The organism is Polaromonas sp. JS666 (genome assembly GCF_900103405.1).
In the GTDB taxonomy this organism is placed as follows: domain Bacteria; phylum Pseudomonadota; class Gammaproteobacteria; order Burkholderiales; family Burkholderiaceae_C; genus Polaromonas.
Genome location: NZ_FNHX01000004.1, coordinates 237,449 through 258,605, shown reverse-complemented (window position 1 = coordinate 258,605; position 21,157 = coordinate 237,449). Strand labels below are relative to the sequence as shown.

Genomic DNA, 21,157 nt, shown 5'->3' with positions numbered 1-21,157 from the left:
CTTGCTGGCCGGGGTTGCCCGGCCAGCAGGAGTCAGAGGGGAGCGCCCCGCCGGAGCAAGATCCGGCCTCAAGAAGGCACATTGACGACCCGCTCATCATCCGGAATCAGCGGCGTCCCCTCATCAGGCTCCACCGGTAATTCCAGTCCTTCGTCGTCTTCCGCGGCCTCTTCGGGTGGGCCGTAGCGGGGCTGGCCGTTGTCGCTCAGGCGGGATTTTGGGGTGCGTCTTGCATTCCTGGACATGAAACTCTCCTTGGGTCCGGATGAGGTTTTGGTCAGGCCTTGATGATGGGGGCCTGCGCGGCGCGGCCCGCCAAGCCAAGTGACCGTTCTCCTGTCAGCCCGGTCCGACAGCCGGCCGGGCCCCGCAACACTCTTTTGTCCTACATGCAGCCTGTCCGGCCGCGCACAGCCCGCTGCCTGGGTTGTGCCTACAGTGATTGGACGCGCCGGATGATCTTTCGATGGCCTTTGGCACCGGCAACGCGACATCCGTATTTTGTGGAATTTTTTTGAAAGAAGCACCATGGACAAAACCACAGCATCGCCCGCCGGCGGCAATCCCATCCAGCGCGGCGTCGAGTCCGCCGGCGCGGCGCTTCACAGCGGCATCGACAAGGTGGCCGATCCGGCACGCAGCGCGGTGGACCGTGCCTCCTCGGCGGCACACCAGGGCGTCGACAAACTGGCCGGCACCGCCAGTCATGTGGCCGACCGCTTTGCCGACCAGACCCGCCGCATCAGCGAAGCGCCTGCGCACGCGCTGGAAGTCTCGAAATCCTGGGTGCAGGAAAGGCCGTTGGAAGCCGTGGGTGCGGCCCTGGCCCTGGGCTTTATCCTGGGACGATTGACCGCGCGCTGAGCCTGTGTTCCTGACGGAAATCATCCGAAAAAAAGCCGCCCGCGGGCGGCTTTTCTTTTGCCGTCGCGGAAGTTAGGTAAAGTGGCGGCTCTTCCTCGGCGCCATCAATACAACACCATGCGCCGGATGCCTCTCCCACATTACTGCGGTACGGCGCCGCAGCCCTGACGAAAAAGAACACCATGGCCAGCAGCCTGCTTGCATTGATTGACGACATCGCCACCGTGCTCGACGACGTGGCGCTGCTTTCGAAAGTCGCCGCCAAAAAAACCGCCGGTGTACTCGGCGACGACCTGGCGCTCAATGCCCAGCAGGTTGCCGGCGTCAAGGCCGACCGCGAACTGCCGGTGGTCTGGGCCGTGGCCAGGGGCTCTTTCATCAACAAGGCCATCCTGGTGCCGGCGGCGCTGGCCATCAGTGCTTTTGCGCCCTGGGCTGTGACGCCGCTGCTGATGGTGGGCGGCGCCTTTCTTTGTTACGAGGGTTTCGAAAAACTCGCGCACAAATTCATGCACAGCGCGCACGAGCAGGCCGCCGAGCACGAGGCGCTGGCCGCCGCGCTGTCCAATCCCGCGGTGGACCTGGTGGCATTGGAAAAGGACAAGATCAAGGGCGCGGTGCGCACCGACTTCATCCTGTCGGCCGAGATCATCGCGATCACGCTGGGCACGGTGCAGGCCAGCCCCTTCGTGACCCAGGTCGCGGTGCTCTGCGGCATTGCCGTGGCCATGACGGTCGGCGTTTACGGCCTGGTGGCGGCCATCGTCAAACTCGACGACGGCGGGCTTTACCTGAGCCGGCGCACGGGCGAGGGCGCCTGGCCGCGCCTGCAGCGCAGCGGGGGCAGGGCCATCCTGTGGGCCGCGCCCTGGCTCATGAAAGGGCTGTCGCTGGCCGGAACGGCCGCGATGTTCCTGGTGGGCGGCGGCATACTCACGCACGGCTTCGCGCCCTTGCACCACTTCATCGAAACGCTCACGCAGCAGGTGGCAACCGGCGCCGGCGCGTTCCTGGCCGCGCTCACGCCGCTGCTGATGGATGCGCTGGTCGGCCTGGTAGCGGGCGCGCTGGTGCTGCTGCTGGTCGGCCTGGCCAAGCGCCTGAAGCCGCGCGCTTAGTCCCCGGATTTGCGGGCCGGTTTGTCGTCCGGCGATTCGCGCTGGCCGTCGCCGGCTTCACCCGCGGGCTGCTCATTGTTCACGGGAAAGGGCCAGCGCCCTTTTTGCCTGGGCGGCGCGGGCAGCACGGCTTCCCGTGCCCGCTGCTCCAGTGCCTTTCGGCTTTCGGCATCGGGCGCGGGGGCTTTTAATCTTGGCATGTGAGGTCTTTCGCAGGCAGTACAGGAAGAATCCAGGAGGACGGATCGGACAGGCCTTCACCTTAATCGGTGAATGCCGCTTGCGCTGTAGGCTGTCAGTGACGCCGGCTGTAGGAGATGCCGGGCCGGCGTTGGCTACTCGACCAGCGCTTCGGCAACGAGCTGCGCGCGCGCGCTGCGCCCTGGCAGGCTGCTCTTGCGCTGGATCAGGTCGTGCCTGGCGAACAGGTCGGCGATCCAGTCGACAAAGACGCGCACCTTGTTGCTCAGGTGGCGGTTCGGCGGGTAGACCACGTGAATCGGCTTGGCCGCGGAGCACCAGCCGTTGAACAGCGGCTCCAGCGCGCCGCTGCTGATGTGCTGCTGTACCAGGAAGGTGACCGTCTGCAGGATGCCCAGGCCGGCCAGCGCCGCCGCCACGCCGGCGTTCGAGTCGTTGACGGAGAGCTGGTGGTAGCCCTCGACCTCCACACTTTCGCCGTCCTTGTGCAGCGTCACGCCGTAGAGCTTGCCGTCGCGCGGCGATACATAGCGGATCAGCCTGTGCCCATGCGCGAGTTCCTGCGGATGTTGCGGTGTTCCATGGCGCTTGAGGTAGGCCGGCGAGGCGCAGGACATCAAATAGAACTCGCCGATGCGGCGTGCCACCAGCGACTGGTCGGTGATCTCGCCGCCGCGTATCACGCAGTCCACGTTCTCGGCCAGGATGTCTATGGGCCGGTCGCTCACGCCGAGCTCCAACTGGATATCGGGGTAGCGCGCATAAAAATCCGGCAGGGCCGGGATCACCACCGCCATACCCAGGGAAGAGGGGATGTCCACCTTGAGCCGGCCGCGCGGGCTGGCCTTGGCGCGCGACATGCTCGATTCGAGCTCTTCCATCTCGCCGAGCAGGCGGCCGGCGCGTTCGTAATACGCCGCGCCGTCGGCCGTGACCGTGACCTTGCGTGTGGTGCGGTTGAGCAGCTTGGTGTCCAGTGACTGCTCCAGCGTCTGGATCAGCCGGGTCACCGTCGGCTTGGGCATGCCCATGGAATCGGCGGCCTTGGTGAAGGTACCGGCTTCCACGACCCGTACAAAGGCCTGCATTGCGGAAAACTTGTCCATGAAAAGTCCTGTCCTGTGGTCCTGGTAAGGGTCTGTCAATGCACCTGAGGCGCCGCGGGCCGGTGGGCCTGCTGCCTCATCCCCTGGCGGCGGGTGGCCGCGGGGGTCCTGGGGAAAGCCGGGGAGATCCGCGAAGGGAAGTTCGCGGAGGAACTGCGAGGGGCGATTGTGACCATCATGGCGGCTTCCCGTGACCGCCGCCAAATAGCCCTTGGTCCTGTCCGGGTTTTCCCGGAGTCTGTGGACCCTGCCATGGAGGCAAGGACCACACTTCGCGTCCCAGGCCTCAAGTCGTGGTGATGAAGCGGGCAGGGGCTTGCGCGGCAAACAGCCCGGTACGACAGCGTGGGGAGCTCAGGCATACCCCCGATTGTTGCATTGGTGAAATAAAGAATAAACGGAAAGGCTATTTATTAAGTGACACCCCGGGCGTATCTTCTGCTGCATTGCAACAAACCGGAGCCCTACGCGGTTCACGACGATGAAAAGCCAGCAGCCCGCCGTCAAAGGCGACGACAAAACCAGCCCCCCGTGGGTCGAAAAGCAGATCCAGCTTGCGCTGAAAAAGCCGCTGGACGTGCGTTTCTACGGCCGCCGCGGCAGCGCGGGCGTGTCGCCGCTGGTGTTGCATTTCCATGCGGGCGCCTTTGTGGGCGGTTCGCTGGAAGGCGGCTCCTGCGTGGCCGGGCTGCTGGCTGATGCCGGCGCGGTGGTGATGTCGTTGGACTATCCGCTGGCGCCCGAGCATCCGTTTCCCGGTGCCGTTGAAATGGGCTACGCCGCCCTGGAGTGGGCTTTCAAGGCCCGCCACAAGCTGGCCGGCGCCGGGGCACCGGTGTTTGTGGCTGGCGAGGAAGCCGGCGGCAATATCGCGGCAGCTGTGGCGCTGATGGCGCGCGACCTGCAGGAGCCGGCGCTGGCCGGGCAGATATTGCTGTCGCCCATGCTGGACCCTTGCCTGGCCACGGCTTCGCTGCGCGACGCTGAAGCCGGCCCGGTCGGCTGCACCTGGGCCGACGGCTGGCACAACTACCTGCCGCGCCTGGAAGACGCCAGCCATCCCTATGCCGCACCCGGTTCGGCCTTTCGCCTGGCCGGCCTGCCGCCCACGCTGCTGATCACGGCGCAGGACGACCCGCTGCGTGACGAGACGCTGGCCTATGCCGCGCGCCTGCGCGCCGCCGGCCTGGTCGCGCTGGACACGGTGTTGCCGGTTCCCACCGGCTGGCCCTGCAGCTACCTGGAACCGGCCGACCCCAAAAAGGCTTGGGGGCCGCTGCTGCGTGAGCGCTTCGGCCGATTCTTTGCCACCGCGCTGGATGCGCGGACCGCCGCGCATGGCGCGGTGGCCTGAGTTTTATCGCTTCGATTTTTTCTTTGAGGGAGTTCACCATGCCATTGATTCATTCGGATACCGATCAGCGCCGCGGGCAAGGCCGCGGCGGCTTGATGTCCCTGCACGGGCAGCGTGTTAGGCGTCGCGCGCTTGACCTCAACTTAAGTTGAGGTTTTAGAGTCGCCGCTTTGCCCGACCTCTTGGCTCCCATTCACTTTTCCGTTTACCCGTTTTCTTCATCCATCCCATCTTCGAGAGAATTGACATGCCATCCATACAACTGCATACCCCCAAGCGCCGCCTGCTGGCCGTGGCCCTCGCCGTGCTGGCCGTGACCGGTATTTCCGCCGCCGTGTTCGGCGTCTCCGGTACCCGCGCCCAGTCCGGTCCCGCCGCGCCGCAAGCCACCCCTGTCTCGGTCGCCACCGTGGTGCAAAGCGACGTCTCCGCCTGGGACGAGTTCTCGGGCCGGCTGGAGGCGGTCGAGCGCGTGGATGTCCGTTCGCGCGTGGCCGGCACCATACAGTCTGTGCACTTTCGCGAAGGCGCGCTGGTCAAGAAGGGCGACCTGTTGCTGACCATAGACCCGGCGCCCTATGCCGCCGACGTGGAACGCGCTGATGCGCAGGTTGCCGCCGCCCAGGCCCGGGTCACCCAGGCCAAGGGCGAGCAGGAGCGTTCGCAGCGCCTGTGGAGCGAGCAGGCGATTTCCAAGCGTGAATTCGACGAACGCACCAACGGCAAGGGCGAGGCCGAAGCCAATTTGCGCGCCGCGCAGGCGGCCCTGCAGACGGCGCAGTTGAGCCTGGGCTACACCCAGGTGCGCGCGCCGGTGTCGGGCCGCGTCGGCAAGCTCGAAGTGACTGTGGGCAACCTGGTCGCCGCCGGCCCGGGCGCTCCCGTGCTGACCACGCTGGTGTCGGTGAGCCCGATCTACGCGAGCTTTGATGCTGACGAGCAGGTCGTCACCAAGGCCCTGAAGGACGTGGGCGGAAATGGCGGCCCGGCCAGCCGCAACCTCGAGCGCATTCCTGTGCAGATGGGCACGGCCGCCAGCACCGACACGCCGTTCGAAGGCAAGCTGCAACTCGTCGACAACCAGGTCGACGCCAAGAGCGGAACCGTGCGCGCCCGCGCCGTCTTCGACAACAAGGACGGCCAGCTCATGCCCGGCCAGTTCGCGCGCATCCGCATGGGCCAGGCCACCAAGGGCACGGCCCTGCTGATCAACGAACGCGCGGTCGGCACCGACCAGAACAAGAAGTTTGTGCTGGTGGTGGGCGCCGACAACAAGGCGGTCTACCGCGAGGTCACGCTGGGTGCCGCCGTCAACGGCCTGCGCGTGGTCAAGGGCGGCCTCGCCGCCAACGAACGCATCGTCGTCAACGGCCTGCAGCGCATACGCCCCGGCGCGCTGGTCGCGCCGCAAACGGTGGAAATGTCCGCCAAGGCCGAGCTCACCGAAAAAGCCGTGAAGGTCGCGGCCAAGTCCTGAGCCGCCCCTCACCTGAACAAGAAGAATCGCCATGAATCTATCCAAGTTTTTTATTGACCGGCCCATCTTTGCCGGCGTGCTGTCGCTGCTGATGTTCATCGCCGGACTGATCGCGCTGCGCTCGCTGCCGATCGCCGAGTACCCCGACGTGGTGCCGCCCACGGTGGTGGTGCGCGCCAACTACCCGGGCGCCAACCCCAAGGTGATCGCCGAAACCGTGGCCACGCCGCTGGAGGAATCCATCAACGGCGTGGACGGCATGCTCTACATGAGCAGCCAGGCCACCACCGACGGCCTGATGACGCTCAACGTCACCTTCAAGCTGGGCACCGACCCGGACAAGGCGCAGCAGCTGGTGCAAAACCGCGTCTCGCAAGCCGAGCCGCGCCTGCCCGAGGAAGTGCGCCGCCTGGGCATCACCACCATCAAGAGCTCGCCCGACCTCACCATGGTGGTGCATTTGCTCTCGCCCAACGACCGCTACGACATGACCTACCTGCGCAACTACGCGGTGCTCAACGTCAAGGACCGCCTGGCACGCATCAACGGCGTGGGCCAGGTGCAGCTGTTCGGCTCGGGCGACTACTCGATGCGCGTCTGGCTGGATCCGCAAAAGGTGGCTGAGCGCGGTTTGTCCGCCGGCGACGTGGTGCGCGCCATCCGCGAGCAGAACATCCAGGCCGCCGCCGGCGTGGTGGGTGCTTCGCCCGGCCTGCCCGGCGTGGACATGCAACTGTCCATCAACGCCCAGGGCCGCCTGCAGAGTGAGGAAGAGTTCGGCGACATCATCGTCAAGACCGACAAGGGCGGCGCCGTGACGCGCCTGCGCGACATCTCGCGCCTGGAACTGGGCGCGTCCGACTACGCGCTGCGCTCGCTGCTGGACAACAAGCAGGCAGTCGCCGTGCCGGTGTTCGCCGCGCCGGGCTCCAACGCCATCCAGATTTCGGACGACGTGCAGGCCGTGATGAAGGAACTCAAGAAGAACATGCCCGAGGGTGTGGACTACGAGATCGTCTACGACACCACGCAGTTCGTGCGTTCCTCCATCGAAGCCGTGGTGCACACCCTGCTCGAGGCCGTGGCCCTGGTGGTGCTGGTCGTGATCATCTTCCTGCAGACCTGGCGCGCTTCCATCATCCCGCTGCTGGCCGTGCCGATTTCCGTCATCGGCACCTTCGCGGTGATGCACCTCTTCGGTTTTTCGATCAATGCGCTCAGCCTGTTCGGGCTGGTGCTGGCCATCGGCATTGTGGTGGACGACGCCATCGTGGTGGTGGAAAACGTCGAGCGCAACATCGAGGCCGGGCTGAGCCCGCGCGACGCCACCTACCGCGCCATGCGCGAGGTGTCCGGGCCCATCATCGCCATCGCCCTGGTGCTGATCGCCGTGTTCGTGCCGCTGGCCTTCATCACCGGCCTGTCGGGCCAGTTCTACAAGCAGTTCGCGCTGACGATCGCGATCTCGACCGTGATCTCGGCCGTCAACTCGCTGACCCTGTCGCCCGCGCTGGCCGCCTTGCTGCTCAAGAGCCACGACGCGCCCAAGGACGCGCTGACCCGCGGCATGGACAAGGTCTTCGGCCGCTTCTTCGGCGCCTTCAACAAGGCCTTTCACCGCGGCTCCGAGAACTACAGCCGTGGCGTCAAGGGCGCGATCTCGCGCAAGGCCGTGATGCTGGGCATCTACCTGGTGCTGGTGCTGGCCACCACGGGCCTGTTCAAGGCCGTGCCCAGCGGTTTTGTGCCCGGCCAGGACAAGCAGTACCTGATCGGTTTCGCGCAGCTGCCCGACGGCGCCACGCTGGACCGTACCGAAGACGTGATACGCCGCATCAGCGACATCGCCATGAAGCAGCCTGGTGTGGAGCACGCGATCGCCTTCCCCGGCCTGTCGATCAACGGCTTTACCAACAGCTCCAACTCGGGCATCGTGTTTCTGTCCCTGAAGCCCTTTGACCAGCGCCGGAGCGCGGACCTGAGCGCGGGCGCCATCGCCGGCCAGCTCAACGGCAAGTTCAGCGGCATCCAGGAAGCCTTTATCGCGATGTTCCCGCCGCCGCCCGTGCAGGGCCTGGGTACCACCGGCGGCTTCAAGCTGCAGCTGGAAGACCGCGGCTCGCTCGGTTATGCCGCGCTCGACAAAGCCACCAAGGACTTCATGGCCAAGGCCTACCAGACGCCTGAACTGGCCGGCCTGTTCTCGAGCTTCCAGGTCAACGTGCCGCAGCTCTATGCCGACATTGACCGCACCAAGGCGCGCCAGCTCGGCGTGCCGGTGACCGACGTGTTCGACACCATGCAGATTTATCTGGGCAGCCTCTACGCCAACGACTTCAACAAGTTCGGCCGCACTTACTCCGTGCGGGTCCAGGCCGACGCGCCTTACCGCGCCCGCGCCGAGGACATAGGCCTGCTCAAGGTGCGTTCGGCCACCGGCGAGATGGTGCCGCTGTCGGCGCTGATGAAGGTCACGCCCAGCTTCGGCCCGGAACGCGCGATGCGCTACAACGGCTTCCTGTCGGCCGACATCAACGGCGGCGCCGCGCCCGGCTATTCCTCGGGCCAGGCGCAGGACGCGGTCGCCCGCATCGCGGCCGAAACCTTGCCGCCCGGCATCAGCTACGAGTGGACCGACCTGACCTACCAGGAAATCATCGCCGGCAACTCGGCCATGTGGGTGTTCCCGCTGGCGCTGCTGCTGGTCTTCCTGGTGCTGGCCGCGCAGTACGAAAGCCTGACCCTGCCGATCGCCATCGTGCTGATCGTTCCCATGGGCCTCTTGGCCGCCATGCTGGGCGTGAAGCTGACCGGCGGCGACAACAACATCTTCACGCAGATCGGCTTGATCGTGCTGGTGGGGCTGTCGGCGAAGAACGCCATCCTGATCGTGGAGTTCGCACGCGAGCTGGAATTTGCCGGGCGCACGCCGCTGCAGGCCGCGATCGAAGCCAGCCGCCTGCGCCTGCGCCCCATCCTGATGACCTCGCTGGCCTTCATCATGGGCGTGCTGCCCCTGGTGCTGTCGACGGGTGCCGGCGCCGAAATGCGCCATGCCATGGGCGTCGCGGTGTTCTCGGGAATGATTGGCGTCACGGCCTTCGGCCTGTTCCTCACGCCGGTGTTTTATGTGACGCTGCGCCGCCTCACGGGCAACCGCCCGCTCAAGCTGCACGGCGAAGTGCCGCACCTCGAGGCCTTCGCGGGCAGCGGCGGCGCAGGCGCGCACGCCCAGCCGGCCGCGCCCGTCAAGCTTCACGAATAACAACAAGCATCAAGTTACAGGAGTTCATCATGAACCACACATCGTCAAAACTGCGCAGCGCGCTGCTGCCCCTGCTGGCCGCCCTGGTGCTGGCGGGCTGCGCCACCAGCGCCTCGGTAGACCCGGCCAGCATTCCCGCCGCGCCCGCGGCCTACAAGGAAAATGCCGGTGCGGCGGCTGTTGCCACCGCGACGGCCCCGCAATCACAAGGCGCCTGGTGGAAGGTGTTTGCCGACCCGGTGCTGGACCGGCTGGTCGAGCAGGCCGGCCAGAACAACAACAGCGTCAAGGTGGCCGCGGGCCGCCTGGCCCAGGCGCGCGCGATCTTGCGCAACACCGACGCTGACCGCCTGCCGCAAGTGGGCTTGAGCGGCGGCGCGGTGCGCCAGAGCAATATCACCACGAATCGCGTCGCGCAGACCACGGTCACGGCCGCCGCCAATTTTTCCTATGAAGTCGACCTGATCGGCAAGCTCTCGCTGAACTCGGACGCCGCGTCACTGGACGCCCAGTCGCGCGAAGCCCTGCTGCGCAGCACCCAGCTGCTGGTGCAGGCCGACGTGGCGCAGGCCTACCTGAACCTGCGCGCGCTGGACACCGAACGCACCCTGGTGCGCGATACGCTGCAGGCCTACCGCAACACGCTGCGCCTGACGGAAGTGCGCTTCCGCGAGGGTGACGTGGCCGAGCTCGACGTCGCCCGCGTGCGCGCCGAGGTCGCGGCCACGGAATCCGAAGCGCTGGCGCTGGACCGCCGCCGTGCCGAAATCGAACATGCGCTGGCCGTGCTGGTCGGCGAGGTGGCGTCCAGTTTTGCCGTCGCTCCCACTGAGTGGGCTACGGTGCTGCCCGTGATCCCGGCCGGCGTGCCCAGCACGGTGCTGGAGCGCCGCCCCGACGTGTCCGCCGCGCAAAGCAGCATGCAGGCCGCGCAGGCCCGCGTGGGCGTGGCCAAGGCCGCCTGGTTCCCGACCTTCTCGCTGACGGCCAACGGCGGTTATGCCGCGCCGGAGATCAAGGACCTGTTCAAGGTCTCCAGCCAGGCCTGGGGTGTGGGCGCGCTGCTGTCACTGCCGATTTTTGACGGCGGCCGCCGCCAGGCCGGCGTGCAGAACGCGAATGCCGAACTCGACATTGCCCTGGCCAATTACCGCGAGCAGATCCTCGTCGCCTTCAAGGACGTGGAAGACCAGCTGTCGGCCCTGCGCCTGCTGGCCGAGCAGTCGGAAGCCCAGTCGCGCTCGGTGGCCTCGGCCACGCGCGCCACGGTGCTGTCGGATTCGCGCTACCGCAACGGCTTTGTCAGCCAGCTGGAGCTGCTGGACGCCCAGCGCAGCGAGCTGCGCAACCGCCGCCAGGCGCTGCAGGTCAAGACCGCGCAGTACCTGGCGACAGTGGGTTTGATCCGTGCACTGGGCGGTGGCTGGAATACATGACTTGAACACCCCTGTTGAGGCTCACTTCGTGTAGCCTCCTCTCCCCTTGCAGGGGACGGGCGCCTTAGGGCCGGCGAAGCCGGACCCCGGCCCCCCGCTTGTCAAAGCGGTGCGCCGGACCGGTCTTGGGCTCAATTGACCTTGTGTGTTTTGCGCGGGATGAATTCCGCGTGGGGTACGGCGTTGATATTGGGCAGGTTCATGCCGAAGCCGGGCGGCAGGTTGTAGCAGCCGTCGAGGAAGACCCCACCCACGCGCAGTGCTTGCGCCACCAGGCTTTCGGCTTCCTCAGGCCGCCAGGCAAAGCCTGGGGAGAGCTTCACAAAGGAGTAGCGGCAGTGGCCTTCCGACTGGACCAGGGCGAACTCCTTGCCTTGGATCAGCAGGTAGCTGAAGGCCCAGTCCCTGCCGTTGATGAGGCTGACCTCCAGAAAGTAGGCGCCGCGACCGGGGTCCACGGCCCAGCTGCGGCGGCTCAGGTCAAACCGGTCCCGGGTGGGGTGGACAAAACCCATCAGCTGCTGCGTGAGCTCCGGTGTGTAGACCGCGTCAAAAGCCTCCTGGTTGATGGGCTTGATTTCAAATGGCATGGTGTTTTTTTGATAGGCCTGACAGCGGCCTTTCTTCTCCAGAAGCCGCACCATAGGGGTATTCGTGGCGGGCCTGGGCGTTGAATGTCCATGCGTGGAACATTGACGCCGGATTTTTGAAAATAGATGCCGTGTGCCGGTTTGGGGCACGGCATGCGCGACGGCTGGCGCGACCTGAACTTTTACGGAAGTTCGACCCGAAAAGCGGCCATTTTCAGCATTGGCGGGCCGTTTTAAGGCCATTCCGCCCAAACGGGAGGCCGCATCTGTTAAAACACTTGGCTCCCTTTGCTGTGTTTGCCCCTGATGCCTGTTTCAACTCCCGTTTCTGTCTCACCGTCCGAACCCGTCCTGATCCACTGGACAGAGAGCGGCGAGGCGTGTTCCGCGCGCTGGCGCTCCGAGCGCGGCGCCGCGCCGCCCAAGCGTGTGGTGCTGGCCGACGACAGCATGAGCGCCGACACGGCCTACCGCCTGGCCTGCGAGGGTACAGGGCTGCTGTGGCGCGGCGATTTCCAGAATGCCCGCATGCTGGTGCAGGCGCTGGCACGCCGTGTCGACAAACCGGCCAAGCCCAAGCGCGACAAGCGCGTCAAAGCCCAAAAAACCGGGGAGGCCGCAGAAGCTACCGCCACAGCCGAAGCGCCGGCACCGGTATTCCCGCAGGCTTTCCACCTGCACCGCCAGGCCCAGGCGCAGCGTGCCCGTGTGCTCGGCATGGTGCTGGTTCCGTTTGACGCGGACTACGGCATTCCCTTGCGCCGCGCGCCCGATGCAAAAAAAGCGTGCGCCGAAGCCTGGGGTCCCGCCAAGGAGGGTGCGGATTCTTCAGTGGCATCGCTGCGCGAACTGATGGGTTTTATCAGCGCGCATGAGTGGCGGCGTAAGGGTGTCCCGATTCCCGCGCTCGGTGAAGACGGGCCGCACAACCGCATCCATCCGCATTACGGCGTGTTCTCGCCGGTGCGCGGCGAATACATAGACCTGGTGGCCCAGGCGCCCGTGCCTGAAGGCACGGCCGACCTGCTGGGCTTTGACATAGGCACGGGCACCGGCGTGCTGGCCGCCGTGCTGGCCTTGCGCAGCGGCGTGCAGCGCGTGGTCGCGACCGACCTGGACCCGCGCGCGCTGGCCTGCGCGCGCGACAACCTCAAGCGCCTGGGTTTTCCGCAGGTCGAGGTGCGCCAGGCCGATCTGTTCCCCGAAGGCCTTGCCCACATCATCGTCTGCAACCCGCCCTGGCTGCCCGCGCGCCCCGGCTCGCCGGTCGAGCATGCGGTGTATGACGAAGACAGCCGCATGCTGCTGGGTTTCCTCAAGGGCCTGGCCGCTCACCTCGAGCCCCAGGGTGAGGGCTGGCTGATCCTGTCGGACCTGGCCGAGCACCTGGGCCTGCGCACGCGCGCCTGGCTGCTGGAGGCGATAGATGCCGCGGGCCTCAAAGTCATAGACCACCTTGACGCCCAGCCGCAGCATCCCAAGGCCTCGGACGCGGGCGATGCGCTGCATGCGGCGCGCGCGGCCGAAGTGACCTCGCTGTGGCGATTGGGCGCCAAACCGCATTGAGGCGCGATGAGGGCTGAAGCGCACGCCACCGTCTTGCTGGCCCCCATGGAAGGGCTGCTGGACTTTGTGCTGCGCGACATCCTCACGCGGGTAGGCGGCATAGACCGCTGCGTCTCCGAATTCATCCGCATCACCGACCAGTTGCTGCCCGAGCGCGTGTTTTATCGCATCGTGCCCGAGCTGCATCACGGCGGCCGTACCCTGGCCGGCGTGCCGGTGCGCGCGCAGCTGCTGGGTTCGGACCCGGGTTGCATGGCCGAAAATGCCGCGCGGCTCGCGGGCCTGGGGCCTGACGGCATAGACCTCAACTTCGGCTGCCCGGCGGCCGTCGTCAACCGTCATGGCGGCGGGGCCTCCCTGCTCAGGGAACCCGAGACCCTGACGGCGGTGGTTGCTGCGGTGCGCCGCGCGGTGCCGGCGCACATGCCTGTTTCCGCCAAGATGCGGCTCGGTTATGAGGACGACACGCGCGCCGTCGAATGTGCGCTCGCGATCGAAGCGGGCGGCGCGGGCGAGCTGGTGGTGCACGGCCGTACCAAAGCGCAGGCCTACAGGCCGCCGGCTTACTGGGAGCGTATTGCCGACATACGCGCCGCGGTGAAGATTCCGGTCGTGGCCAATGGCGAGATCTGGACGGTGGAGGACGCGCGGCGCTGCCGCGAGCTCTCGGGCTGCGACACGCTGATGATTGGACGCGGCGCGGTGCGCGACCCCGGCCTGGGCCTGGCGATCAAGGCGGACCGGCTGGGCATGCAGGCCGCCGTGGGCTGGTCGGCTTTGCTGCCGCTGGTCGCCGACTTCTGGCGCATCGTCTGCTCACGGATTGAACCGCGCGCGCGGGCGGGTCGGCTCAAGCAATGGCTGAATTTTTTGCGTCGGCGGTTTCCGGAAGCCGAGGCCGCTTACCAGGCGATCAAAACGGTCAATGACCCGGTGCTGGTGGAGGCCTGGCTGGCACAGGCTCTGCAGGGCAGGGTACTTGATGCGTCTGCTGTGTGCCCGCGCGTGCCCGAAACCGTTTGAAAGAAAGGGCTCAGGCGTTGACGCTACCGAGGCGTCGCCGCCGGCGCGACGCGCTTGCCGCCCAGCGTGCCGCGCGCCATCGCATACGCCAGCAGCGCGCAGCCCGCGATGCCCGCCACCATGGGCAGGGCCGTGCCGTCGGCAAACACACCGACCGTCGCCATCACCACCGCGCCGGTCACGAATTGCAAGGTGCCCATCAAGGCCGAAGCGGTACCAGCTATTGCGCCGTGTTCTTCAAGCGCAAGCACGGCGGTGGTCGGCACCACCAGGCCCAGGAAGCCGTAGCCCAGCAGCAGCAGGGCGATCATCACGTCCAGCCGTTCAATGCCGGCCAGGTTGACGAGCAGCAGCAGCGCCATCACGGCCGCATAACCGGTGACCGCTACCTTCACGATGGGTACCAGGCCGAAGCGCGCAGCCAGCTTGCCGGTGAATTGCGAGACACCGATGAAGGAGGCCGCGTTGACCGCGAAGGCGATGCTGTACTGGCGCGGCGTGAGGCCGTAGTGGTCTATCAGCACAAAGGATGAGTTGGCCAGGTAGGCGAAGAAACTCGAGATGCCGAAAGCGCCTATAAACACCAGGCCCATGAAATGGCGGTCCCGCAACAGCACGCCGTAGGCCTTGATCGCGCTGCCGAAGCTGCTGTCCACGCGCTGCTCGGGCGGGCGTGTCTCGGGCAGGGTGAAGCCCACCAGCAGCAGGCCGGCGGCCGCGGCCACGGTGACGGCCCAGAACACGCTGCGCCAGCCGAAGGATTCGATCAACAGGCTGCCGGCCAGCGGCGCCAGGATGGGCGAGACGCTGAAGACCAGCATCAGCAGCGACATCAGCCGCGCCGCGTCGTGGCCGGTGTGCAGGTCGCGCACGATGGCGCGCGGCACCACCATGCCGGCGCAGGCGCCCAGGCCCTGGATGAAACGCAGCACCACCAGTGTGTGGATGTCGGGCGCCAGCGCGCAGCCTATGCTGCCCGCGGCAAACAGCAGCAGGCCGAAATACAGCGGCGCCTTGCGGCCCACCATGTCGGACACCGGGCCGTAAACAATCTGGCCTATGCCCAGCGAGATGAAGAAGGCCATCAGGCTGGCCTGCACCGCGCCCATGGACGCGCCCAGGGTCTGCCCGATGGAGGGCAGGGCGGGCAAATACATGTCGATGGCGAAGGGGCCGATGGCGGACAGCAAACCCAGCACCAGGGCTGCCCGGTAGAAACTTTTGGTCATGAAAGGAAGTGGATCAGGCCGCCCGTGCGTTAAAAAACCGAGGGCTTGGCCCTTGCACGAAAGCGGTTTTGTGACAGCTGCCAGGGACGCTGCCGTGGCTGCAAAAAAATACCTGGCGCTATTGTCGCCGACCTCGGACCATCGCGCTGACGGGGGGCCTGGATGTGGCCCAAGCGGCTGCCCTGTCAGTCCTGACAGGGCCGAACGGACCTGAAATGTAAGCAGCCCCTGGCGGCTGCGTCAAACTGTAATGAAGCGCTGAATTGGGCCTTAACCTGAACGCTTCAGGAAAGGGTTTTCATGCAAAGACGCGAATTTTCACAGGCCGCCCTGGCCGCAGGCGCCCTTGCGGCCCTGGGCCCCCTCACCGTGAGCCGCGAGGCGCAGGCCGCCGTGGCGCGCGCTGCGGCCGGCATGCCCGCCATGGGCACCAACCTCTCGGGCATGGAGTGGGCCAAACCCGGCTTGCGGGCCAATACCAGTTCGGCGCCCAACCTGCATTTCACCGTGCCGCGCAAGGCCGATGTGGCCTACCTGGCGGCCTGCGGCTTCATCAAGAACCGGCTGCCCATCCAGTGGGAGTTGCTGCAGCCCATGCTGCACGACACGGTGGCCAACGCAGCCGCGAAAGCGGCCATAGGCAACCCGGGTGCCTTCCACGCGGGTTATGAGGCCTTTATCACCGGCGTGCTCGATGCCCATGCCGCGGCGGGTACGCGCTGCATCATCGACAACCACAACTACGGCCGCTACCAGGACTTCCGCTTCCAGCCCGACGGCTCGGTGACAGGCCTGACCGTGCCGCCCGCCCCCTTGAGGCCTTACACCACCGACGGGGTGCAGATCCAGTCGCGGATTTTTTCTTTGGCGCCGGGCGCCACGCTCAAGATCGCGAACTTCACCGATTTCTGGACGCGCGCGGCGACCAAGTGGAAGAACCATCCAGGCTTTGGCGGTTACGGCCTCATGAACGAGCCGCACGACATGCCCAAGCCCGGCGGTGTCATTGCGTCGAATGAGGAAGCGGTGAAAGGCGGCGAAGACCTCACGATATGGCCCACCTTCGCGCAGGCCGCCATCCAGGCCATACGCGCGGTCGACACCGTCAATCCCATTTACGTGGCCGGCAACCTCTACGACTCGGCCATGTACATAGGCACCAAGAACCCGGGTTTTCCGCTGTCGGGCGCCAACCTGGTCTATGAAGTCCATATGTACCTGGACGCCTTCAGCAACGGCGCTTTTTTTGACTACGACACCGAGGTCGCCAAGAACTACAGCGCCGGTTTCGGCACGGGCGCCATCCAGGTTTCCACCGGCGCGGACCGCCTCAAGATCGCGGTCGACTGGGCCAAGGCCAAAGGCGTGAAGCTGGCGCTCACCGAGGTTGGCATGCCCATAGACGACCCGCGCTGGGAGGCCATGTTCGCGCAGGCGGCGGTCTATGCCGTGCAATCGGGCTGCGAGGTCTTTACCTGGATGGGCGGCAACCACTGGCCGATACGCAACTACGCGATCAACCACGTGCCCGGCTGGCACCAGAACAAGACACTGGAGCCGGCGGTCTCGGGCGTGCTCAAGGCCGCTTCGGGCATTGTGCAAGCCACCCTGTACGACGACGGGCCGGGTTATGCGCCGGCGGGCACGCCGCTCACCATCACCGTCTATGCGCGCGGCAACCTGGCCCAGCCGGTGGTGCTCACGGTCGCCTCCAACAAGGGCGGCACGCTGAGCAAATCGCGCTTGACGATTCCGGCCGGCGCCAACGGGCAGGACAGCTTCACCTACACACCCGCGGCCAACCAGGTCGCCACGCTGAGCTACACCAGCGACGGGCAGCTCTCAGGCCAGGTGCCGCCGCCGCGCAAGGTGTTTTCGCTCAGCGACCCGGTGGCCTATGCCGCGACCAGCCTCGCCGATGCCGCGCTGGCCATCGTCGCCAAATACGGCGCCTGCAAGTGGGAGCTGGCCGACGGCTACACCGACTACCTGCTGGGTGCGCCGGCCGCGGCCGGCCAGGTGGTGCGCGCGGTGTCGGATTCGGGTTATGGATCGAGCCCCGGCAATGCCATGGAGATGATCAACTGGATGAACAAGGACGGCGGCGCCGCCGGCCCCATGTCGGTGCCGGTGATGCGCGTGACCAACGGCAAAAAGAACTCCGACCACAGCGTGCCCGAGTCCTTCGGCTTCTGGTGCAAAAAATCCGGCCGCGTGGCCGGCGTGCAGCCCAACCCGCGCAACCGCGTGCCCTACAACCTCGAGGATGCGCATTTCGCCATCGCGGCCCTCAGCGTTCCGGCGCCGACCAACACCGGCGTGGTGTTCCAGGCCTCCAAGACGGAAGACCCGCAGACCTCGGAGCTGGGTTTTCTCAATGGCCAGCCGCGCGCCAGGTGGATTGACTCAAAAGGCCAGACGGTGCAGTTGCTGGCCCCAAGCAGGCTCGCGGTCAGCACGCCGGCGGTGCTGGCACTGGCATCGGTGCCGGGCGCGCAAAAGCTGCGCCTCAATTCCGCCGAAATCGGCAGCGCCGCCGCGACCTTCGCGCCCAGCGCCTTTACCCAGATGCTGATGGGCTGCGGCTACATCAGCTACTACCCGCGCGAGGGCTTTCGCGGCAATCTGTATGCGGTCATCGCGGGCAAGGGGGCACCCACGGCGGCCGAGCTGGCGGTGCTGGAGCGCTACCTGGCCAGCACGGCCGGTATGACGCTCTAGGGCCTATTCGACCTTGGCGCCCGAGGCCTTCACGACTTCCGCCATGCGCTTGTAGTCGACCGCCAGCAGCTTCGCGAAGTCGGCATTGTTCATGGCCAGCGGTTCAATTCCCTGCTTGTCCAGGCGTTCCAGCACCACCGGGTCCTTGAGGACCTTGGCCATGGCCGCGTTGACGCGGTTCACCTCGGCCGCCGGCGTGGCGGCGGGGCCCAGCAGGCCGAACCAGGAATCGAACTGGTAGCCGGGCAGGCCGCTTTCGGCGATGGTGGGCACCTCGGGCAGGTATTTGGAGCGCTTGGGCGAGGTCACGCCTATCAGGCGTATGCGGCTGTCCCTGGCGAAGGCCAGCGCGCCTATGCTGGCGGCGATCACGGCCTGCGCGCGGCCCGAGATTACCTCGTTGATCGCCTCGCCCGTGGCCTTGAGCGGCACATGCACCACATCGATGCCGGCCAGGCCGTTGAAATAGGCCATGGAAAGATGCGTGGCGCTGCCGATGCCGGCGGTTGCGTAATTGAGCTTGCCGGGGTTGGCCTTGGCGTAGCGTATGTACTCGGCCGCGGTCTTGGCGGGCACGTCGGGATGGATCATCAGCACGTAGTCGGCCGTGCCGATGTGCGCCATGGGCGCGAAGTCTTTTTGCGGGTCGTAGCTGAGTTTGGTGTACAGCGAGCCGGCGATGTTGTGGCTGGCCGCGCCCAGCACCATGGTGCCGCTGTCGGGCGCCGACTTGGCGACATAGCCCGTGCCCACGGTGCCGCCCGCGCCGGGCCGGTTCTCGATGATGACGGTCTGGCCCAGCGCCAAGCCCAGTTCGGTGGACATGGCGCGCGCCAGCAAGTCCTGCACGCCGCCCGGCGCGAAGGGCACCACGATGCGCGCGATCTTGGTGTTGGACTGGGCGAGGGCGCTGCCCGCGGCCAGGGCCAGGCCGGTGCCCAGGAAATCTCGGCGTTGCATCATGGAGTGTTTTCTTTCGGTTGAGGAGGCAGTTGCGGTCGGGTTTTCAGTTCACGCAGATCTCGTCGGCCAGGCGGCGCATAAAGCGTTCGCACCAGGCGAGCTGGTCCAGCGTGACCCATTCATTGGGCTGGTGTGCCTGCGCGATGTGGCCGGGGCCGCACACGATGGTCGGCACACCGGCCTGGTGGAACAATGCAGCTTCCGTGCCAAAGGACACCTTGCCGGCGCCCGAGCTCGCATCCACGTCCGCGCATTTGAAGCACAGCTGGGCGATCTCGCTGCCGGCGTCCGTCGCAAAACCGGGCAGCACCGAGTTGAGCTTGTGGTTGATGCCGGTATCCGCCGCCACGGCCTGCATGGCCGGCACCAGGCTGTCGGCAAAGGCCTTGGCTTCGTTGAACAGCTCGACCGGTGAATTCATGTGGTGGTGGCGTATCTCCCAGGTCACGTCGCAGTCGCGCGGGATGATGTTGAGCGCGGTGCCGCCGGCGATCACGCCGGTGTGGATGGTGGTGTGCGGCACGTCGTAGATCGGGTCGAAGGGGCCCTCGGCCACCAGCCGCCGGTGCATGGACTTGAGGTGGGCGACGAACTCGCAGGCGATCTCCACCGCGTTGACGCCCAGCGGTGTCAGCGAGGAGTGCGCCTCGAAGCCGCGCACCGAAGTCTTGTAGGCGTGCTTGCCCTTGTGCGCGATCACCACCTGCATGCCGGTGGGCTCGCCGACGATGCAGCCCGCGGGTTTGTAGCCCTGGTCCACCATGTCGGCGATCAGGCGGCGCACGCCTATGCAGCCGACCTCCTCGTCATAGCTGAAGGCCAGGTGCACAGGGCGCTTGAGTTTGCGCTTGAGCAGCTCGGGCACCATCATGAGCGCGGTCGCGCCGTAGCTTTTCATGTCGGTCACGCCGCGGCCGTAAAGCTTGTCGCCTATGACCTGCGCGCTGAAGGGGTCGGTGTCCCAGGGCTGGCCGTCCACCGGCACCACGTCGGTGTGGCCCGACAGCACCAGGCCGCCGGTTTTGGTTTCGCCGTTTTCCGCGGGCAGCGTGGCCCAGAGGTTGGCCTTCTTGCCGCTGTCGTCATAGGTGCGGCGGCATTCGACGCCCAGTGCTTCGAGCCGCGCCTGTGTCCAGTCCAGCAGGGGCAGGTTGCTGTCGCGCGAGACGGAGGCAAAGGACACCCATTTTTCAATCAGCGGCAGGGCGGCGAGGTCGGCGGCCAGCACGGACTGGCGGGCAGCGGTGGGGAGGGGGGCGTTCATGGCAAGACCTTTAAAGGACGGGCAGGGCGGCGGAAAATTGTATGACAGCATACTATTTTGTGGCGGGCCGCGCGCGCCTGCAGCATCCCGCCGTGGCATTCGCCGGCCGGAATAAAAAAGCCGCCGGAATCCGAGGACTCCGGCGGCGCGGGATGCCCGCATGCATGCGGGGCGGCTTAAGGGATGGCTGTGGCCTTATTTTTTCCCGCCACCACCACCACCGCCTCCATTGCCGCCACCGTTTCCGCCCGCATTGCCGCCGCCATTACCGGCGCCATTGCCTTTTCCGCCGCCATGGCCAGAGTCCTTGCCGGCGCCCAGCCCCTTGCCCGCGATGTCGGCTTTGGCGACCGTGTCTGTTTTGGCATGGTCGGTCTTCTTGCCGCTCTTGTCGGTGTGTGAAGCGCTGACGACCGAGCCCAGCGACACGCCCATGCCTTTGGCGATTTGCCCCCAGCCCAGGCCCTGGCTTCTTTGGCCCAGCACGCCGCCCAGCGCGGCCGAGAGCTGCGCCGGTGTCGGGTTGCTGATGCCTTGTTTGGCCAGCGAGGTTTTGGTGAGCGAGAGCGCGATGTTGATATTGCCGTAGCCCATCTTGCCCGTCGCGGGCGACAGGCTGGCTGCGGGTGCTGTCGCGTTGGGGCCGGTCAGGCTGGGCCCCAGCGTGATGGAGGTGCCGGTGCGAAGTCCGTCAACCAGGGCGCGGGCATTTTCCGGAGAGCCGGCAAAGGCGCTATAGCTGCTCGCCAGCCGGGCGCCTTCGGTATTGCTGGCGGCAGTGCTTGTCGCGCCGGCCTTGGCGGCGGTTTGTGCCTGGAGCAGGCCGCCGCACAGCAGCGCGGCACTGCCGGCCGCCACGGCGATAAGGGTTTTGGGGAGGGTGAACATGATGACTACCTCACGATGACAGCACCGGCCGCGGGATGCGGCCGTGGCTTTTTGATGTTAGGGCTTCCCGCGCGCGCGCTGTGCGTGTCGCG

17 protein-coding genes are annotated in these 21,157 nt (G+C 66.4%); 9 read left to right on the top strand and 8 right to left on the bottom strand.

The genetic code is table 11. From position 1 onward, the window contains the following. Positions 1–68 precede the first annotated feature (68 nt). The gene (locus BLQ85_RS24590) at positions 69–245 is read right to left on the bottom strand and encodes a hypothetical protein (protein ID WP_007868278.1); all 177 of its coding nucleotides are present in this window, start codon (positions 243–245) and stop codon (positions 69–71) included. Positions 246–528: 283 nt separating this feature from the next. On the opposite strand from BLQ85_RS24590, the gene BLQ85_RS12195 reads away from it, so the two are divergent. Continuing rightward, the gene (locus BLQ85_RS12195) at positions 529–864 is read left to right on the top strand and encodes an ElaB/YgaM/YqjD family protein (protein WP_074577752.1); all 336 of its coding nucleotides are present in this window, start codon (positions 529–531) and stop codon (positions 862–864) included. Between the two features lie 182 nt (positions 865–1,046). Next, positions 1,047–1,982, top strand: coding sequence for a DUF808 domain-containing protein (locus BLQ85_RS12190; RefSeq protein WP_074577342.1), 936 nt, complete (start codon positions 1,047–1,049; stop codon positions 1,980–1,982). Here BLQ85_RS12190 and BLQ85_RS12185 read toward each other — a convergent pair. Both BLQ85_RS12185 and BLQ85_RS12180 read right to left on the bottom strand, forming a co-directional pair. Then, entirely contained in the window at positions 1,979–2,182 is a 204-nt protein-coding gene (locus BLQ85_RS12185; protein WP_074577339.1) for a hypothetical protein, read from the bottom strand. The genes BLQ85_RS12190 and BLQ85_RS12185 overlap by 4 nt on opposite strands. 135 nt (positions 2,183–2,317) lie before the next feature. Next, a complete protein-coding gene (locus BLQ85_RS12180; RefSeq protein WP_074577337.1) occupies positions 2,318–3,289 on the bottom strand; it encodes a LysR family transcriptional regulator in 972 nt (323 codons plus the stop codon). A 481-nt stretch (positions 3,290–3,770) separates the two neighbouring features. Here BLQ85_RS12180 and BLQ85_RS12170 point away from each other — a divergent pair, with 481 nt between their 5' ends. From BLQ85_RS12170 to BLQ85_RS12155, 4 genes are all read left to right on the top strand, one after another. Then, positions 3,771–4,643: an alpha/beta hydrolase gene (locus BLQ85_RS12170; protein ID WP_083336840.1), complete on the top strand. Its 873-nt coding sequence runs from the start codon at positions 3,771–3,773 to the stop codon at positions 4,641–4,643. Positions 4,644–4,890: 247 nt separating this feature from the next. Then, a complete protein-coding gene (locus BLQ85_RS12165) occupies positions 4,891–6,120 on the top strand; it encodes an efflux RND transporter periplasmic adaptor subunit (protein WP_074577332.1) in 1,230 nt (409 codons plus the stop codon). A gap of 31 nt (positions 6,121–6,151) precedes the next feature. Continuing rightward, positions 6,152–9,385: an efflux RND transporter permease subunit gene (locus BLQ85_RS12160; RefSeq protein ID WP_074577330.1), complete on the top strand. Its 3,234-nt coding sequence runs from the start codon at positions 6,152–6,154 to the stop codon at positions 9,383–9,385. 29 nt (positions 9,386–9,414) lie between these two features. Next, on the top strand, positions 9,415–10,821 hold the full coding sequence (locus BLQ85_RS12155) for an efflux transporter outer membrane subunit (RefSeq protein ID WP_074577327.1): 1,407 nt from the start codon (positions 9,415–9,417) through the stop codon (positions 10,819–10,821). Between the two features lie 131 nt (positions 10,822–10,952). Here BLQ85_RS12155 and BLQ85_RS12150 read toward each other — a convergent pair whose 3' ends face one another. Then, positions 10,953–11,411, bottom strand: coding sequence for a hypothetical protein (locus tag BLQ85_RS12150; protein WP_139200958.1), 459 nt, complete (start codon positions 11,409–11,411; stop codon positions 10,953–10,955). Between the two features lie 306 nt (positions 11,412–11,717). On the opposite strand from BLQ85_RS12150, the gene BLQ85_RS12145 reads away from it, so the two are divergent. Next, positions 11,718–12,977 (top strand): methyltransferase, encoded by a 1,260-nt coding sequence (locus tag BLQ85_RS12145; protein WP_074577323.1) that lies wholly within the window; start codon positions 11,718–11,720, stop codon positions 12,975–12,977. A gap of 6 nt (positions 12,978–12,983) precedes the next feature. After that, positions 12,984–14,000 carry a tRNA-dihydrouridine synthase gene (locus BLQ85_RS12140; protein WP_074577321.1) on the top strand — a complete coding sequence of 339 codons (1,017 nt, stop codon included), beginning with the start codon at positions 12,984–12,986 and terminating at the stop codon, positions 13,998–14,000. Between the two features lie 23 nt (positions 14,001–14,023). Here BLQ85_RS12140 and BLQ85_RS12135 read toward each other — a convergent pair whose 3' ends face one another. Then, complete coding sequence (locus BLQ85_RS12135; protein WP_074577319.1) at positions 14,024–15,229, bottom strand: multidrug effflux MFS transporter; 1,206 nt, start codon at positions 15,227–15,229, stop codon at positions 14,024–14,026. Positions 15,230–15,529: 300 nt separating this feature from the next. Here BLQ85_RS12135 and BLQ85_RS12130 point away from each other — a divergent pair, with 300 nt between their 5' ends. Then, positions 15,530–17,950, top strand: a complete 2,421-nt coding sequence (locus BLQ85_RS12130; RefSeq protein ID WP_074577317.1) for a cellulase family glycosylhydrolase — start codon at positions 15,530–15,532, stop codon at positions 17,948–17,950. A gap of 3 nt (positions 17,951–17,953) precedes the next feature. Here BLQ85_RS12130 and BLQ85_RS12125 read toward each other — a convergent pair whose 3' ends face one another. The 3 genes from BLQ85_RS12125 to BLQ85_RS24585 form a co-directional block, all read right to left on the bottom strand. After that, the gene (locus tag BLQ85_RS12125; RefSeq protein WP_083336839.1) at positions 17,954–18,913 is read right to left on the bottom strand and encodes a tripartite tricarboxylate transporter substrate binding protein; all 960 of its coding nucleotides are present in this window, start codon (positions 18,911–18,913) and stop codon (positions 17,954–17,956) included. Positions 18,914–18,956: 43 nt separating this feature from the next. Beyond that, a complete protein-coding gene (gene argE, locus BLQ85_RS12120) occupies positions 18,957–20,177 on the bottom strand; it encodes an acetylornithine deacetylase (protein ID WP_074577314.1) in 1,221 nt (406 codons plus the stop codon). 195 nt (positions 20,178–20,372) lie between these two features. Next, positions 20,373–21,065 carry a hypothetical protein gene (locus tag BLQ85_RS24585; RefSeq protein WP_074577312.1) on the bottom strand — a complete coding sequence of 231 codons (693 nt, stop codon included), beginning with the start codon at positions 21,063–21,065 and terminating at the stop codon, positions 20,373–20,375. Positions 21,066–21,157 lie beyond the last annotated feature (92 nt).

Excerpts from the sequence above, each read along its gene's own strand:
- BLQ85_RS12145 (WP_074577323.1), top strand. The coding sequence starts at position 11,718 with ATGCCTGTTTCAACTCCCGTTTCTGTCTCACCGTCCGAACCCGTCCTG.
- BLQ85_RS12180 (WP_074577337.1), bottom strand. The coding sequence starts at position 3,289 with ATGGACAAGTTTTCCGCAATGCAGGCCTTTGTACGGGTCGTGGAAGCC.
- BLQ85_RS12130 (WP_074577317.1), top strand. The coding sequence starts at position 15,530 with ATGCAAAGACGCGAATTTTCACAGGCCGCCCTGGCCGCAGGCGCCCTT.
- BLQ85_RS12170 (WP_083336840.1), top strand. The coding sequence starts at position 3,771 with ATGAAAAGCCAGCAGCCCGCCGTCAAAGGCGACGACAAAACCAGCCCC.
- BLQ85_RS12140 (WP_074577321.1), top strand. The coding sequence starts at position 12,984 with ATGAGGGCTGAAGCGCACGCCACCGTCTTGCTGGCCCCCATGGAAGGG.
- BLQ85_RS24585 (WP_074577312.1), bottom strand. The coding sequence starts at position 21,065 with ATGTTCACCCTCCCCAAAACCCTTATCGCCGTGGCGGCCGGCAGTGCC.
- BLQ85_RS12165 (WP_074577332.1), top strand. The coding sequence starts at position 4,891 with ATGCCATCCATACAACTGCATACCCCCAAGCGCCGCCTGCTGGCCGTG.
- BLQ85_RS12125 (WP_083336839.1), bottom strand. The coding sequence starts at position 18,913 with ATGATGCAACGCCGAGATTTCCTGGGCACCGGCCTGGCCCTGGCCGCG.
- BLQ85_RS12150 (WP_139200958.1), bottom strand. The coding sequence starts at position 11,411 with ATGCCATTTGAAATCAAGCCCATCAACCAGGAGGCTTTTGACGCGGTC.
- BLQ85_RS12160 (WP_074577330.1), top strand. The coding sequence starts at position 6,152 with ATGAATCTATCCAAGTTTTTTATTGACCGGCCCATCTTTGCCGGCGTG.
- argE (WP_074577314.1), bottom strand. The coding sequence starts at position 20,177 with ATGAACGCCCCCCTCCCCACCGCTGCCCGCCAGTCCGTGCTGGCCGCC.
- BLQ85_RS12195 (WP_074577752.1), top strand. The coding sequence starts at position 529 with ATGGACAAAACCACAGCATCGCCCGCCGGCGGCAATCCCATCCAGCGC.
- BLQ85_RS12190 (WP_074577342.1), top strand. The coding sequence starts at position 1,047 with ATGGCCAGCAGCCTGCTTGCATTGATTGACGACATCGCCACCGTGCTC.
- BLQ85_RS12135 (WP_074577319.1), bottom strand. The coding sequence starts at position 15,229 with ATGACCAAAAGTTTCTACCGGGCAGCCCTGGTGCTGGGTTTGCTGTCC.
- BLQ85_RS24590 (WP_007868278.1), bottom strand. The coding sequence starts at position 245 with ATGTCCAGGAATGCAAGACGCACCCCAAAATCCCGCCTGAGCGACAAC.
- BLQ85_RS12155 (WP_074577327.1), top strand. The coding sequence starts at position 9,415 with ATGAACCACACATCGTCAAAACTGCGCAGCGCGCTGCTGCCCCTGCTG.
- BLQ85_RS12185 (WP_074577339.1), bottom strand. The coding sequence starts at position 2,182 with ATGCCAAGATTAAAAGCCCCCGCGCCCGATGCCGAAAGCCGAAAGGCA.